The following is a 13,374-nucleotide window of genomic DNA, read 5'->3' as shown; positions in this document are numbered from 1 at the left end:
CGAGAGCTTCAACGGCCGCTTTCGGGACGAGTTCCTGAACGAGGTGCTGTTCTCGACCCTGACCGATGCCCGAGTCCAGATCACCACCTGGAAGGAGGATTACAACCACCACAGACCCCACTCGGCCCTCGGGAACATCCCACCTGCCGAGTTTGCCACGAAGATCAGACTGGAAATGATGGCCGCATAGGCCCAGAAAGCAACCCAAGGACTCTCCCCAATCCCGGAGGGAAGACGGGGCTCAGGTCAGAAAGCCTCAACGATTGCAGGGTTTTTGCTTAACATTTTTGGTAAGGTGCAGCCTCGGAATGTTAAGTTTGCGCTTGGAATTGGACTCGGTTTGCCTCGATCAAAGCCGAAATGTTACATTTCATGGGCCAAACTTAACACGACTTATTTGGTCGTGTTAAGTTATTTCACCCAGAAACCCCTTGGCGAGCTCTCTGCAGGAAGCGTGCTGATATCAGGACTGGCTGGGGAGGGAAACTTGCGAAGTGCCCGCTCATGCTGGATCTGTCACACGAAAGAAAGTTTGCGTGGTGCGGTCCGTCGATCTGCGGTATACCACACAAATAATCTTCCGTGTGGTGCGCCATGGCTCTGCCTCCCCTTCGCTACCTCAGCATGACCGGACAATCTGCCTGGCAGGATCTTCTGCGCCTGCTCAAGGAAGACGCAGTCTCCGACATCAGGGGCAAACCGACTTTGCGACATCAGGGCGGTCGCGCCTATTGGTATGACCGCTACCGGGTCGGCGACAAAGTGGTCGATCGGTATCTGGGTGACGATTCCGAAGACCTTCGGCACCGCCTTGAACGTCACGAGGCCCTCCGCGCCCTGTCCAGGGACCGTCAGGTCGAGACAGCGCGTCTTGTCCGGCTTCTGCGAAGCGAAGGCTATCTGACACCCGACTTGGCCACAGGGCAGATCCTGACAGCGATGGCACGGGCGGGGGTCTTTCGCCTTGGGGGCACCATCGTCGGCACGCATGCCTTCCGACATTATGAAGGCGTGCTGGGCGTCAGGATCGGGGCAGATCAGGCGGCCCAGACCAACGACATCGACATCGCCAGCTTTGAACGTCTGTCGGTGGCAGTGCAGGATCAGGTTGACCCAGCCATGGCCGACGTTTTCAGCGGCCTTGACTTCGAACCGCTGCCGTCAGCCTTGGATCGCAAGGTCTGGCGGTGGCGTCAGACCAAGCAGCAGACGCTGGTCGAGTTCCTGACCCCGTCGTTTGACGATGAACAGGGACTGCGCGACCTGCCCGCCCTGGGCGTCAGTGCCCAGTCGCTGCACTTCCTAAACTATCTGATCGCCGAGCCGCTGACCGTGCCGCTGCTCTACCGTTCCGGCGCGCTGATCCAGGTTCCCCGGCCGGAACGTTTCGCGATCCACAAGCTGATAGTGTCCGAGCGCCGTCTTGGCTTTGATGCCGTTCAGAAGGCGCAGAAAGACCGGTCCCAAGCCGCCTTCCTGATCCGTGTGCTGGCTAAAGAAGACCCCCACGCCCTAACCGAGGCGCACCACGACGCCTTGTCCAAGGGTCCAGCCTGGCGCAGTGCCATCGCGGACGCGCTGAAGCGGATGCCTGAGTTGGCGAAACAGCTTCAATTGCAGAGCTAAGCAGTTTTCCAGCTAAAGAGACCAACAGAGTGGAGGCTTATCCCTCTCGTTCGCCCTTGAGAGCTACACCTGACGATCTCGCTATAGCACTCCGGCCTCCTTATCTTTCAACCTTGGTATTGAAACAACCTATGATAGACACCACACTTTTGTGATGATTGTTGAACCCGGGGAGGGGGAGTTGCAAAAAATCAAGACGCTGATCTCTTCATTTGCATTGTTCGGAGCCCTCGCGCTTCCTGCCTCTGCAGGAATTTGTGACTACAGGTTGAGCTCTTTGATCGGGAGCATGCAAGCGACAGAAGTCGTTGGCGGAGCGGTCGTTGTTGCCTCCACGAATTTGGCGATGCAGGCGTCTGGTGTCTATTTGATCACAAATTTTACAACCGGAGCTACGATGCTTGGTTCAACCGCTGCAGGCGCCTCGGCCGCCGGCACCGTTGGCATCATGGGTGGGACGGGGGCAGGAATCGGTGCTGTAGCCTCTGTCCTTTCTGCACCCGTCACTATTGCTGCTGCTGGGATTGCTGCATTGGCGGGAATTGGTATGGAAGGCGGTTGCTACTTCGCTGATGAGCGGATCACGGATTTCCATACGGTCTACAAGCTGGTGCAAGAGGTTGTCGCAACTGGCGACCCAACAATGATGGGCATTGTCTACCAACCAACCGGGCCATGGCTCTGGCTTAGACAAGACGACAAAGTCGTTACCTACGAAATTCTTAATCTCTACGTAGTTAATGGGGAATTGATGCATCGGGACTGGGGTCCGAACACCGACTTGGGGCACATCGTCGTGAAGGTTCGGGACTAGAGTCAGGACCTTGGCGGCCGAGCACTTTGAGCCGCATTCGGTCGGATAAGAAGCCAGCACGCCCAAGCGCTCCAAAATTGAACCCGGAGGGTTGGTCTGTCCTGACCTGTGGCGCCAGAACGCGTCCCCATCGACCAGACCTGTTTTTTCTAAGACTTCGATGCTTTCTGCGACCGGCAACATGTCCCCACCCGACCGGGGTCTCTGCACACTGTATCAAGGTGTTACCTCGAAACAGACCGGAGAAAACTGTGACCAACCCCCACGAAAAGACCGCTGCTGCGACCTTTCTCATAGACCGTATGCGGGACCTTAAGCACCGCAAGTCCCAGAAGGAGATCGCCCAGGAGGCAGGCTTCATCAACGCGAACATGCTCTCCTTGCTGAAGTCCGGCGCGAACAAGATACCCCTCGACCGCGTGCCCGCCCTGGCAAAGGCACTGGAGGCTGACCCCGCCTACCTGATGCGCCTGTCACTGGATCAGTCAGTCGGGGTGACAGCATCGAATGCCATCATCGAGTGTTTTGGCACACCCGTAACAGTCCACGAGCGCGGCTGGCTCGATGAGATATGCGACGCATCGGGCAATTCCGACCCTCGTATCACCGCCCGCTCACGTTCCGTTCTGAGAGGGATCTTCGCGAAATGAACTCTCAGCACTTCATGCTTCCGACATCACCCGAGGGTCAGTGGGATCAGCTGTCGGAGAACGAAAAGACCTGGGTCGAGTTCATTCGCGTCATCTCAGGCGGTCGCGACCCGAAGGCCACACCTGAGCGCGTGCGCAGGCTGAGGGCGTTGCTCGACGCGGGATGAGGCGTGTAGCGGAAGAACGAGCCGCTCCCTGAGGGGGCGACTCACATTGCCGCCCCCTCCCTGTTCAAAATCAAGCCGCCAAGAAAAACGGCATGCTGGTCATGAAGCAGCACCTCAAAGCGCCGTCATGCTTTATGATGTCCTTGCGACGCCAGCGCGTGGTGCCACCCCCAACACGCACAGGCGCGGGGAACTTGTTTTTCCGCACCCAGCGCCAGATACTATCGGTCGATACGTCGTAGCGCCTCGCAACTTGCTCAACGGAAAGGAAGTGAGGCACTCCGAGTTCGTTAGATGACGGGGAAGGCTGGTTCATGGTGTGGGAGTCCTTGTTCTGATTTCATATGCCTCCCTATAGTCATGGCCTCGGAGTGTGTCTCATGGGATGGGGACGCAAATGTCGTACCGAAGACTCGGTTCCGGTCTTCATTGTTGGATCAGCCTGTCGATCAGAAATTGTTGCCCATATGTTGCCCAGCTTCGGCATCAAGCAAAGCGCTAAGCTGAGCGCCAAAAAATCTGCTGCAATTTTAAGGATATAGATGGTGCCCAGAGCCGGAATCGAACCAGCGACACGCGGATTTTCAATCCGCTGCTCTACCAACTGAGCTATCTGGGCCCATGTCAGGTGGCCGGTTGGCTTCCCTGCGGGTGGCGGTCTGATACGTCAGGGGATCGGGGCTGTCCAGAGGGGTTTGCAAGAAAAATGCGTCGGGAGCATCATTAAGGTCGGCGTGCGGTTGAGGCTATTGCGGGCGGCGCGGCGGGGGCTCGGTCTCTTCGGGGGGCAGGTCGTCCTCGACCTCGGGGCCGGGCACCACATAGGAGGCGGTCAGCCAGCGGCCGAGGTCGACGTCGGCACAGCGTCGCGAGCAGAAGGGGCGGTATTTGGCATCCACCGCCTTGCCACAGATCGGGCAGCTCATGGCAGGAGCGTCGCGAGCGGCAGACGGTCGCGCTTGCGGGTCAGCTCGTAGAGGCCCAGCGTCGTCCAGCCGGCGAGGTTGGCTTCGCCGCCCTCGGCCTTGAAGGCGGCCTTGATGACCTGGTCGAGGATGGCGCGGTCTTTCTTTGCCATCGGCGCGAAATCCACCACGACCTGGCCGCCAAGGCCGCGCAGGCGGAGCTGGCGCGGCAGGTCGCGGGCGGCGGCGATGTTGACCTTGAGGCTGGCGGCAGGCGAGGTGTCGTTGCCGGTGTTCACATCGACCGCCAGCAGGGCGCGGGTCGGCTCGACCATCATGTGGCCTTCGCCCAGCGGCACCCGCGGCGTGCGCAGCGCGTCGATCAGGTCGATCACGTCATGGCTTTCAAAGCCGCCCTCGACGACCTCATCCGGCGCCGGGTCGCTCCAGTCGCGCCAGGCGGTGTCCTGGGCGCTGGCGCCTTCCAGAAGCAGTTCGGGCCCGCCGTCGAGGTCGGCCAGCACCGCGGCGCAGAGGGCGCGCAGTTCGGCGATCTCGGCGGTGAGATCCTCCGGCTCGGCGGCCTCAGCGGCGGAGCGCACGATCAGGCCGAGCTGCGGATCGGCGCCGGACATGGCCTCATCGGCGAGCGCCTGCAGATCGTCGCGCATGGCCTCGTCGCGGATCCGGCGCGAGATGTTGATGCCGGGGGCACCCGGTGTCACGATGGCAAGCTTGCCCTTGAAGAGAAGCCGCGAGGTGACAGGCAGGGCCTTGCCCGGCTCGGCCGGGCCGGTGACCTGTACCAGCAGGCGCTGCCCGGGGGCCAGGCCATCGGTCTGGCGCAGAAAGCCCGATTCGCCGCCGGGGAGTTTGACGAACATCCCCCCCATGCCCTTCATCGGGCGGTCGGCCACGGCGCGGTAGATGGCGCCGGTCAGGGGGGTGTCATCCTCGGGGTCGATCAGCAGATCCTGCAGAACGCCGTCCACGACCAGGGCCGCGGCCTTGCGGCCCGCGATCTCGTCCAGAATGATCACTCGGCCCTTCATGACGCCCTCCACACCGGATAGCCCGCAGCCTGCAAAAGGGCGGCGGTTTCGGCAAGGGGCAGGCCGACGATGCCGGTGAAACTGCCCGAAATCCACGGGATGAATGCGCCCGCCGCACCTTGGATGCCGTAGGCACCCGCCTTGCCCTGCCAGTCGCCCGCGGCGAGGTAGGTGTTCAGCTCGGCATCCGACAGCCGTTTCATCTTGACGGCCGAGACGCAATCGCGGCTCCAGAGCCGGTCACCCAGCCGCAGCGCGACCGAGGTGATCACCTGATGCCGCCGCCCGCCGAGGGCGGTCAGAAACTCCGCCGCCTCGGCGGCATCGCGGGGCTTGCCGAGGATGCGGCGGCCGATGGCCACGGTCGTGTCGGCGCAAAGCACCAGATCGCCGGGTTCGGCCACAACCGCCAGAGCCTTTTCGCGCGCGATGCGGGCGCAATAGGGCAGGGGCAGTTCGCGGGGCTTGGGGTCTTCGTCGATGTCGGGGGGCTGGACCGCGTCCGGCACAATTCCCAGCTGCGCCAGAAGTTCTTTCCGACGCGGGCTGGCAGATCCGAGAATAAGTCTCACGATACTCTTCCGTACGGGGGTTTTCCGCACGGGCGGGGCCGCAAGGCGGCGCCCGGGGTCCGGTCCGTGCTCACTTGAACCGATAGTTGATGCGACCTTTCGACAGGTCGTAGGGGGTCATTTCGACCTGCACCTTGTCACCGGCCAGAACGCGGATGCGGTTCTTGCGCATCTTGCCTGCCATCACCGCGATCAATTCATGGCCATTGTCGAGTTCAACCTTGAATGTCGCGTTGGGCAGGAGTTCTTTCACGACACCGGGGAATTCGAGAAGTTCTTCCTTGGCCATGGTCTCTCCAAATAGGGTTGGCCCGCGTCCGAAGGGGTCGCAGGCGTGGCGGCCATATGCGCCTGTTCTTGTCGCGATTCAAGAGGAAAGTGGGGGATAACACCGCCATGCTGCAGATGCAGCTTGCCAAGGTGCTTGAACCCGGGGAAGGCCTGCGTTAGGTCGCGCTTCTTTCGCAAGACCCAAGGGGGCCGGTCATGTCCAGAGTCGTGAAAATCGGGATCGGCAGCATCATCCTGGGGCTGGTGGTCCTGGGGTTGAAGCTGGTGGCCTGGGCCATGACGGGCTCGGTCGCGCTGTTGTCGGATGCGCTGGAAAGCACGGTCAACGTGGTGACGGCGATCGCGGCCCTGGTCGCGATCCGGGTCGCGGCCCTGCCGGCCGACGCCAACCATCCCTATGGCCACCACAAGGCAGAGCTGTTTTCGGCCATCCTCGAAGGCGTGATGATCATCGTGGCGGCCTTGGTGATCCTGCATCAGGCCTGGGGCGGGCTGATGACCCCCCGTACGCTGGACGCCCCCCTGCGCGGGCTGCTGGTCAATGGCGTGGCTTCGGTCCTCAATGCGGTCTGGGCCTGGGTGCTGATCCACCACGGGCGGCGGGCGCGCTCGCCGGCGCTGGTGGCCGATGGCAAGCACCTTTATCTTGACGTTGTTTCCTCGGTCGTCGTGACCCTCGGCGTGCTTCTGGCGATCGAGACCGGCTGGTCCTGGCTTGACCCGGCGCTGGCGGCGCTCGTGGCGCTGAACATCCTGTGGTCGGGCTGGCGGGTCATGCAGGAAAGCCTGTCGGGCCTGCTGGACGAATCGCTCTCGGGCGACGTTCTGGCCGAGGTGCGCCGCGTCATCGCGGTGGAGGCGGTCGGCGCGGTCGAGGCGCATGATTTGCGCACCCGCGCCGCTGGCGCCGCCACCTTCATCGAGTTTCACCTCGTCGTCCCCGGCGCCATCACGGTGTCCGAGGCGCATGACATGTGCGACCGTGTCGAAGCGGGCCTCAAGGCTTTGGTCGAAGGCTGCATCGTCACCATCCATGTCGAGCCCGAATTCAAGGCCAAACACAGCGGCATCGTCGTCCTCTAGCCCGGCTTTCCCCCCCAACCCCCCTTTCATTGGTCCATAAATATCCCACGGGGGGCGCGGGGGGTGTGAAACCCCCCGCTCCGACGGATCCGCCGCGCGCGGCTTCAGATCCGGAACAAGGGCTGCAACAACCGCGGCAAGAACGCGTTGAACCGCAAAGGCGCGTCGGTCGCGGCCAGGCAGATGCAATCCTCGCCCGGCTCGGCCACGGGCGTGTGTTCCAGCTCCTCGCCGGCAATCTCGACATCGCCCGGCCCGAAGCGGTCGGTCGCATCGCGGAAGGCGCCGCGCAGGACCAGGGTCAGTTCGGTGCCGCGGTGGCCGTGGTCGGGCACCGCTTGCCCCGCCGGAATGAACAAGAGTCGAGCCGAGGCGCGGCGCGAGGTCGGCAGGATCGCCTGCCGCACCCCCATCCCCAGATTGCGCCATTTCACCTGATCCAGATCGCCGCCGATATAATCCAGCACCGGCGCGGGCAGCGACCCGCTGCGGCGCGGCGAGGGGCGCGGCGCCGAGATCACCGGAATGTCGAGCCGGGCCATGGCGCGCGACAGGCTCTCGTCACTCATCGCGACGGAAGGGGTCGCGTCCAGAACCGCACCACCCAGGGCCTCGAAGGCCGCGGCCCGGGCGCGGCAGTCGTCGCACATCGAGATATGGGTGGCCACGACCAGCCCGAAGGCCTCGGGCAGGGTGCCGGCGGCATAGTCCAGCAACAGGGCGTCGTTCAGGTGGTGCCTGATCTGCATCATCGTCAGCTTTCACTCAAGCGGAGGCGCAGGCGGTCCAAGGCCAGCCTGATCCGCGATTTGATCGTGCCCAGAGGCAATCCGGTTTCCGAGGCGATCTCAGAATGCGAGAGGTCGCCATAAAATGCCCGCTGGATCAGGCTGCGCTGCTTTTCGGGCAGCTCGGCCAGGGCGGCGGTCAAGAGGCGGCTTTCCTCGGTCGCGGCATAAATCTCGGCCTGATCCGGCTCTTCCGAGCGGTCCCAGGGTGCGGGTTCGGGTTCCGGGCGGCGGTCACGGCGGATCATGTCGATCATCCGGTTCCTCGCGATGGTGAAGACCCAGGTCGCGACCGAGGCGCGTTCGGCGTCGAACTGCGCCGCCTTGTGCCACAGCGTCGCCATCACGTCCTGCGCGCATTCCTCGGCCTGCGCGGCGGCAGCCCCCGATTTCATCAGGTAAGCCTTCACCCGGGGCGCAAAATGCCGGAACAGCGCCGCAAAGGCCGCGCGGTCGCCCCGGTCGCGCACCGCCAGCATCAGCGCCGTCCAGTCGGTCTCTTGGCCCAGGTTCACCCTTTGCGTCCCCTTTGCCCCCGCAATCCCCTGCGCACCATAAGGGCGCGGCTCTTGCCGTCCATGCCGAAATTGAAAAGGGTGCTGTTCCATCCACATGAAACTTCTACGCAGCCCCCGCGTAACTGGATCACAACGCCTGATCTCGAACTGAAACCTCCTGACCCCGAAACCTCCTGCCTCTGAAAATCTCCGGGCGGTCGCCGTACTGATCCAATCGCCGCCGCCCCGCGTAACATCTTCAAACCACAAGGGAGCTGCCATGCCGTTCGAGACCCCCTCCGCCCCGCCCCGCCGCATCGCTGTCATTGGAGGCGGCATCTCCGGCATGGCGGCGGCGCATCTGCTGGCCGGCGACCATGCGGTGGTCCTGTTCGAGGCGGGGGCGCGGCTTGGTGGCCATGCCCATACCGTGATGGCGGGCAAAAGGGGCGATCAGCCGGTCGACATGGGGTTCATCGTCTTCAACCGGGTGAACTACCCGCTGCTTTGCGGGCTCTTCGACAAGCTTGGCGTGCCGATGGTGGAAAGCGACATGAGCTTTGGCTGCTCGATCCAGGGCGGCAAGCTGGAATATGGGCTTCGCAACCTCAACGCCCTTCTGGCGCAGCGCCGCAACCTCTTGAACCCGAGCTATGCCCGCATGATGCTGGACATCCTGCGCTTTCACCGCGAGGCGGATCAGGTGCTGACCCAAGGCATGACGCTGGGCACGCTGCTGTCCACCATGCGCCTGTCGGATGCCTTCCGCGACAATTACATCGCCCCCTTCACCGGCGCCATCTGGTCCACTCCCGCCGCCGGCATCATGGATTTCCCGGCCGAGGCGCTGATCCGCTTCTTCAAAAACCACGGGCTGATGGGGGTTTTCAAGCATCATCAATGGTATACGGTCAAGGGCGGCTCGATCGCCTATGTCTCGCGGCTGGAGGCGGATCTGGCGCGGCGCGGTGTTGACATCCGCCTGTCGGCCCCGGTCTCCGCCGTGCGCCGGGTGCCGCAGGGCGTCACGATCAAGGCCGAGGGTGGTCTGATCGAGGCCTTCGATGATGTGATCTTCGCCACCCATTCCGACGACACCCTGCGCCTCTTGTCGGACGCGACGCCCACCGAACGCGCGGCCCTGTCGGCGGTGCGCTATCAGCCGAACGAGGCGATCCTGCACGCCGATCCCGGCCAGATGCCGCGCTCGCGCCGGGCCTGGTCCAGCTGGAACTATGCCGAACCGGCCGGGCCGCGCCCGGACCGCATCGACCTGACCTACTGGATGAACTCGCTGCAGCCGATCCCCCATGACGACCCCTTGTTCGTCACCCTCAACCCCAACCGCCCGATCCGTGACGAGCTGATCCATGCGGTCAAGACCTTCCGCCACCCGGTGTTTGACCAGGCCGCGCTGGATGCCCAAGGCATGATCCGGGCGATGAACGGGCGCTCCTCGACCTGGTTCTGCGGTGCCTGGATGCGCAACGGCTTTCACGAGGACGGCTTCGCCTCGGCCGCCGAGGTGGTCACGGCGCTGCGCGCCAGCCTGCCCCTGCGTGAGGCCGCATGACCGCCCCGCTCCACCTTGCCGGCCACACCGTCCATGCCCGCAAGGGGGCAATCGCCAATGTCTTCCGCTATGGCGTGGATTACATCCTGCTGGATGCCGAGGGCTCGGGCGGCCCCGGCCTCTTCTCCCGCAACCGCCGCAATCTGGCTTCGGTCCACGATGCCGACCATGGCGGCGCGCCGGGGCAGGGCAGGGGCGCCCTCTGGGTGCGCGAGGTTCTGGCCCGCCACGGCTTGCCCGACCCCGCCCGCATCCGCCTTCTGGCCCAGCCCAGGATTCTGGGCCATGTCTTCAACCCGGTGGCCTTCTGGCTCTGCGAAGACCCGCGCGGCCTGCGGGTCCTGATCGCCGAGGTGACCAATACCTACGGCGACCGCCATTCCTACCTGTGCCATCGGGAAGATCTGGAGCCGATCGGCCCCGAAGACCGGCTGACCGCGCAAAAGATCTTCCACGTCTCGCCCTTCCAGACCGTGGCGGGCGGCTATGTCTTCCGGATCGACCTGCGCGAAGACCGCCTGTGCATCGTCATCGACTTCACCGCCGGCGCCGAAGGTCTGACCGCCACGCTGGTCGGCCCCCTGCGCCCCCTGACCAATGCGAGCCTCATGGCCGCCATGCTCCGCCGCCCGCTTGGTGCGCGCCGCGTGCTGGCGCTGATCCATTGGCAGGCGCTGAAACTCTGGGTCAAGGGCGCGGTCTTCCGCCCCCGCCCGCCGCCCCCTGAAACCGAGGTCTCGTAATGCTGCCCCTACTCGCCACCGGCTTTGTCGCAGGCCTGGCCACCAGCCTCGGCGCGGCGCTGGCCTTGCCCCGGCTCGCCGGCTTTCGCAGCCAGCGCCTCGCCGATTTCGCCGGCAAGGGCCCGCAGTTCGACCCGCGCCAGCACCTCGCGGGCCCGATCCTGTGCGAGGGGATGATCTACGGCCCCTTCGGCCGCCCGACCTCGCGCTTCGTGGCCGATATGGCGGGGACATGGACCGGCAACCGCGCCCGCCTGACCGAGGATTTCACCTATGACAACGGCAGCACCCAGAACCGCGCCTGGGATCTGACCCTGTCCAACAGCGGCCAGATCCGTGCCGAGGCTGAGGATCTCGTCGGCCCGGGCATCGGCCGCTGCGAGGGCCCGGCCTGCCAGATGCGCTACCGCCTGCGCCTGCCGGTCGAGGCGGGCGGCCATCTTCTGGATGTGGAAGACTGGATGTACCTCGCCCCCAATGGCACGATCCTGAACCGCAGCCAGTTCCGCAAATTCGGCATCACGGTGGCCGAGTTGATCGCGACCATGCGCCCGGCTCCCTTGGGTTCGACATGACCGGGCTGCAAGGCAAACGCTACTGGCTGGTCGGCGCCTCCGAAGGCCTGGGACTTGCGCTGGCCCGCCAGATGCATGCCGCCGGGGCCGATCTGATCCTGTCGGCCCGCAGCCTTGACCGGCTGGAGGCCGCCTGCGCCAGCATTCCCGGCGCGCGGGCCTTGGTGCTGGATGTCTGCGACAGCGCCGCCGTGACTCAGGCTGCCGCCGAGCTGGGCGCGATCGACGGCATGATCTGGCTCGCCGGCGTCTATTGGCCGATGACCGCGCAAGAGGTGGATGCCGACAAGCTCACCCAGATGGCCGAGGTCAACTTCACCGGCTGCGCAAGGCTTCTGGGCGCGGTCCTGCCTGGCATGGTGGCGCGCGGGCAGGGGCATATCGTGCTGACCGGCTCGCTCTCCGGCTTTCGCGGTCTGCCGGGGGCCTTGGGCTATCAGGCGAGCAAGGCCGGGGTCATGGCGCTTGCCGAATGCCTTTATGCCGACCTGCGCGGCACCGGCATCAAGGTCCAACTCGCCAACCCCGGTTTCATCCGCACGCGGCTTACGGCGAAGAACGCCTTCGCCATGCCCTTCCTGATGGAACCGGAGCAGGCCGCCGCCCAGATCATGCGCCTTATGGCAGGTAACAACTTCAAGCGCAGCTTTCCCGCGGCCTTCTCCTGGCTTTTCCGGCTTTCACAATTCCTGCCCGACTGGGCCTATTACCGGCTCTTCGCGGCCCGAAAATAGTACAAACCCAACATCAGCCCGGAATCTGCAGGCAAGCCATGTAGAAGCCGTCCATCCCGCCGCGCTCGGCCCAATAATCCGGCCGCAGCCGCAGACCGCGCTCGCCCGCCCAAGCCGGTTCGACGCCGGTCACCTCTGGCTTGGTCATCACCAGCCCTGGATGGCGCGCCAAGGCGGCGGCCACCTGCGCCTCGCCCTCGTCCTGCAGCAGCGAGCAGGTGCAGTAGATCAGCCGCCCGCCGGGTTTCAGGAACCCCAGGGCACGGTCCAGAAGCCGGGCCTGCAATTCGACCAGACCGGGAATGTCGGAGGCCTGGCGCAGGAAGGGCAGGTCGGGATGGCGGCGGATCGTGCCGGTGGCCGAACAGGGCGCATCGAGCAGCACCGCGTCAAACGGCGCCTCGGGCTGCCATTGCAAGGCATCTGCCGTCACGATGCGGGCCGAAAGCCGGGTCCGCGCCAGGTTCTCGCGCAACCGCGCCAAGCGCGGGCCCGAGATATCCAGCGCCGTGACCTCCGCCCCGGCGTCGGCCAGCTGCAAGGTCTTGCCGCCGGGTGCCGCGCAAAGGTCCAGCACCTTCAGGCCGGTCACATCGCCCAGCATCTTCACCGCCAGCGCCGCCGCCGCATCCTGCACCCAGAAGGCGCCCTCGGCAAAGCCGGGCAGGGCCGAGACCTGAACCCCCGGCGCCAGCCGCAGGCTGCCGGTCGGCAGGACCTCGGCGCCCGGGATGCTCTCGGCCAGGGTCCCCGCCCTCAAGGTCAGGTCCACCGGCGGCGTCCCCGCTTGCACGACCTCCATCGCCGCCACCGCAACCTTGCCATAGCGCGCGACGAAAGCCTGCCGCATCCAGCCCGGCAGACGCTGCGCCGGGCCGGCGATCACCACCGGCGGCACGAATTTGCGCAGCACGGCGTTGATCATCCCCGCGAGGCCCTGAGTCGTCTTGTCGCGCCGCGCCAGTTCCACGGCGGAGTTCACCACGCCATGCGCGGCACCGCCCTCGGCCAGTTCCGTCACCGCCAGCCGCAGGATATTCAGGGCGGCCAAAGGCGGCTCCTTGTGCAGATGGGCGCCCAGCATGCGGTCGATCGGCTCGGCCTGGCGCAGAACCGCCGAGGCCAGCCGCTGCGCCCGCGCCTTGTCGCCCGGCGACAGGCCGGCCAGGGGCGCTTCGCCCTGCTCCGCCAGGGAGGCGCCTTTTTCCAGCACCCCGTTCAGCAAAGCCAATACCGCCCGCCGCGCCGTCAAACCCTCTGCCATCGTCCGCCCTTGTCCTGATCTCCCTGCGCCTTATACAATA

17 protein-coding genes and 1 tRNA gene are annotated in these 13,374 nt (G+C 64.8%); 9 read left to right on the top strand and 9 right to left on the bottom strand.

Going from position 1 to position 13,374, the window contains the following annotated elements; translation table 11 throughout:
- The 4 genes from AC1DVR_RS07905 to AC1DVR_RS07890 all read left to right on the top strand — a co-directional run.
- Positions 1-190, top strand: a 190-nt coding sequence (locus AC1DVR_RS07905; RefSeq protein WP_477999989.1) for an integrase core domain-containing protein, incomplete at its 5' end; no start/stop codon positions are given.
- 404 nt (positions 191-594) lie between these two features.
- The gene (locus AC1DVR_RS07900; RefSeq protein ID WP_477999988.1) at positions 595-1,626 is read left to right on the top strand and encodes a nucleotidyltransferase family protein; all 1,032 of its coding nucleotides are present in this window, start codon (positions 595-597) and stop codon (positions 1,624-1,626) included.
- A gap of 181 nt (positions 1,627-1,807) precedes the next feature.
- Positions 1,808-2,440: a hypothetical protein gene (locus AC1DVR_RS07895; protein ID WP_477999987.1), complete on the top strand. Its 633-nt coding sequence runs from the start codon at positions 1,808-1,810 to the stop codon at positions 2,438-2,440.
- Between the two features lie 251 nt (positions 2,441-2,691).
- Positions 2,692-3,090, top strand: a complete 399-nt coding sequence (locus tag AC1DVR_RS07890; RefSeq protein ID WP_477999986.1) for a helix-turn-helix domain-containing protein — start codon at positions 2,692-2,694, stop codon at positions 3,088-3,090.
- A gap of 237 nt (positions 3,091-3,327) precedes the next feature.
- Here AC1DVR_RS07890 and AC1DVR_RS07885 read toward each other — a convergent pair whose 3' ends face one another.
- From AC1DVR_RS07885 to infA, 6 genes are all read right to left on the bottom strand, one after another.
- Positions 3,328-3,573, bottom strand: coding sequence for a helix-turn-helix transcriptional regulator (locus AC1DVR_RS07885; protein ID WP_477999985.1), 246 nt, complete (start codon positions 3,571-3,573; stop codon positions 3,328-3,330).
- A 227-nt stretch (positions 3,574-3,800) separates the two neighbouring features.
- Positions 3,801-3,876: transfer RNA gene (locus AC1DVR_RS07880), tRNA-Phe, on the bottom strand.
- 127 nt (positions 3,877-4,003) lie between these two features.
- Entirely contained in the window at positions 4,004-4,183 is a 180-nt protein-coding gene (locus tag AC1DVR_RS07875) for a DNA gyrase inhibitor YacG (protein ID WP_477999984.1), read from the bottom strand.
- Complete coding sequence (locus AC1DVR_RS07870; RefSeq protein WP_477999983.1) at positions 4,180-5,214, bottom strand: ribonuclease E/G; 1,035 nt, start codon at positions 5,212-5,214, stop codon at positions 4,180-4,182. Before AC1DVR_RS07870 ends, AC1DVR_RS07875 begins: the two co-directional genes overlap by 4 nt.
- Entirely contained in the window at positions 5,211-5,786 is a 576-nt protein-coding gene (locus tag AC1DVR_RS07865) for a Maf family protein (RefSeq protein WP_477999982.1), read from the bottom strand. The genes AC1DVR_RS07870 and AC1DVR_RS07865 overlap by 4 nt, the downstream gene beginning before the upstream one ends.
- A gap of 70 nt (positions 5,787-5,856) precedes the next feature.
- The gene (gene infA, locus AC1DVR_RS07860; protein ID WP_008028414.1) at positions 5,857-6,075 is read right to left on the bottom strand and encodes a translation initiation factor IF-1; all 219 of its coding nucleotides are present in this window, start codon (positions 6,073-6,075) and stop codon (positions 5,857-5,859) included.
- A 197-nt stretch (positions 6,076-6,272) separates the two neighbouring features.
- Here infA and AC1DVR_RS07855 point away from each other — a divergent pair, with 197 nt between their 5' ends.
- On the top strand, positions 6,273-7,160 hold the full coding sequence (locus AC1DVR_RS07855; RefSeq protein WP_477999981.1) for a cation diffusion facilitator family transporter: 888 nt from the start codon (positions 6,273-6,275) through the stop codon (positions 7,158-7,160).
- A 104-nt stretch (positions 7,161-7,264) separates the two neighbouring features.
- Here AC1DVR_RS07855 and AC1DVR_RS07850 read toward each other — a convergent pair whose 3' ends face one another.
- Complete coding sequence (locus AC1DVR_RS07850) at positions 7,265-7,909, bottom strand: ChrR family anti-sigma-E factor (protein ID WP_478000008.1); 645 nt, start codon at positions 7,907-7,909, stop codon at positions 7,265-7,267.
- Positions 7,910-7,914: 5 nt separating this feature from the next.
- Complete coding sequence (locus AC1DVR_RS07845) at positions 7,915-8,427, bottom strand: sigma-70 family RNA polymerase sigma factor (RefSeq protein WP_478000007.1); 513 nt, start codon at positions 8,425-8,427, stop codon at positions 7,915-7,917.
- 298 nt (positions 8,428-8,725) lie between these two features.
- Here AC1DVR_RS07845 and AC1DVR_RS07840 point away from each other — a divergent pair, with 298 nt between their 5' ends.
- From AC1DVR_RS07840 to AC1DVR_RS07825, 4 genes are read left to right on the top strand one after another with little or no spacing between them, the layout of a single operon-like run.
- Positions 8,726-10,018, top strand: coding sequence for an NAD(P)/FAD-dependent oxidoreductase (locus AC1DVR_RS07840; protein ID WP_477999980.1), 1,293 nt, complete (start codon positions 8,726-8,728; stop codon positions 10,016-10,018).
- The gene (locus AC1DVR_RS07835; RefSeq protein WP_477999979.1) at positions 10,015-10,761 is read left to right on the top strand and encodes a DUF1365 domain-containing protein; all 747 of its coding nucleotides are present in this window, start codon (positions 10,015-10,017) and stop codon (positions 10,759-10,761) included. The genes AC1DVR_RS07840 and AC1DVR_RS07835 overlap by 4 nt, the downstream gene beginning before the upstream one ends.
- Positions 10,761-11,336 carry a DUF3833 domain-containing protein gene (locus tag AC1DVR_RS07830; RefSeq protein WP_477999978.1) on the top strand — a complete coding sequence of 192 codons (576 nt, stop codon included), beginning with the start codon at positions 10,761-10,763 and terminating at the stop codon, positions 11,334-11,336. Before AC1DVR_RS07835 ends, AC1DVR_RS07830 begins: the two co-directional genes overlap by 1 nt.
- Positions 11,333-12,070 (top strand): SDR family NAD(P)-dependent oxidoreductase, encoded by a 738-nt coding sequence (locus tag AC1DVR_RS07825; RefSeq protein ID WP_477999977.1) that lies wholly within the window; start codon positions 11,333-11,335, stop codon positions 12,068-12,070. Before AC1DVR_RS07830 ends, AC1DVR_RS07825 begins: the two co-directional genes overlap by 4 nt.
- Positions 12,071-12,083: 13 nt before the next feature.
- Here the strand turns inward: AC1DVR_RS07825 and AC1DVR_RS07820 are convergent, their stop codons facing one another.
- Positions 12,084-13,334, bottom strand: coding sequence for an RsmB/NOP family class I SAM-dependent RNA methyltransferase (locus AC1DVR_RS07820; protein ID WP_477999976.1), 1,251 nt, complete (start codon positions 13,332-13,334; stop codon positions 12,084-12,086).
- Positions 13,335-13,374: the final 40 nt, after the last annotated feature.

It is taken from the genome of Rhodobacter sp. P2_H5 (assembly GCF_056403335.1).
The sequence above is the reverse complement of the archived record's forward strand: the minus strand, read 5'-3'. Positions and strand labels throughout refer to the sequence as shown.

Bases quoted from the DNA above. Each gene is read 5' to 3' on its own strand.
- AC1DVR_RS07870 (WP_477999983.1), bottom strand. From the start codon at position 5,214: ATGAAGGGCCGAGTGATCATTCTGGACGAGATCGCGGGCCGCAAGGCC.
- infA (WP_008028414.1), bottom strand. From the start codon at position 6,075: ATGGCCAAGGAAGAACTTCTCGAATTCCCCGGTGTCGTGAAAGAACTC.
- AC1DVR_RS07900 (WP_477999988.1), top strand. From the start codon at position 595: ATGGCTCTGCCTCCCCTTCGCTACCTCAGCATGACCGGACAATCTGCC.
- AC1DVR_RS07845 (WP_478000007.1), bottom strand. From the start codon at position 8,427: ATGCTGGCGGTGCGCGACCGGGGCGACCGCGCGGCCTTTGCGGCGCTG.
- AC1DVR_RS07820 (WP_477999976.1), bottom strand. From the start codon at position 13,334: ATGGCAGAGGGTTTGACGGCGCGGCGGGCGGTATTGGCTTTGCTGAAC.
- AC1DVR_RS07855 (WP_477999981.1), top strand. From the start codon at position 6,273: ATGTCCAGAGTCGTGAAAATCGGGATCGGCAGCATCATCCTGGGGCTG.
- AC1DVR_RS07850 (WP_478000008.1), bottom strand. From the start codon at position 7,909: ATGCAGATCAGGCACCACCTGAACGACGCCCTGTTGCTGGACTATGCC.
- AC1DVR_RS07885 (WP_477999985.1), bottom strand. From the start codon at position 3,573: ATGAACCAGCCTTCCCCGTCATCTAACGAACTCGGAGTGCCTCACTTC.
- AC1DVR_RS07875 (WP_477999984.1), bottom strand. From the start codon at position 4,183: ATGAGCTGCCCGATCTGTGGCAAGGCGGTGGATGCCAAATACCGCCCC.
- AC1DVR_RS07835 (WP_477999979.1), top strand. From the start codon at position 10,015: ATGACCGCCCCGCTCCACCTTGCCGGCCACACCGTCCATGCCCGCAAG.
- AC1DVR_RS07840 (WP_477999980.1), top strand. From the start codon at position 8,726: ATGCCGTTCGAGACCCCCTCCGCCCCGCCCCGCCGCATCGCTGTCATT.
- AC1DVR_RS07825 (WP_477999977.1), top strand. From the start codon at position 11,333: ATGACCGGGCTGCAAGGCAAACGCTACTGGCTGGTCGGCGCCTCCGAA.
- AC1DVR_RS07830 (WP_477999978.1), top strand. From the start codon at position 10,761: ATGCTGCCCCTACTCGCCACCGGCTTTGTCGCAGGCCTGGCCACCAGC.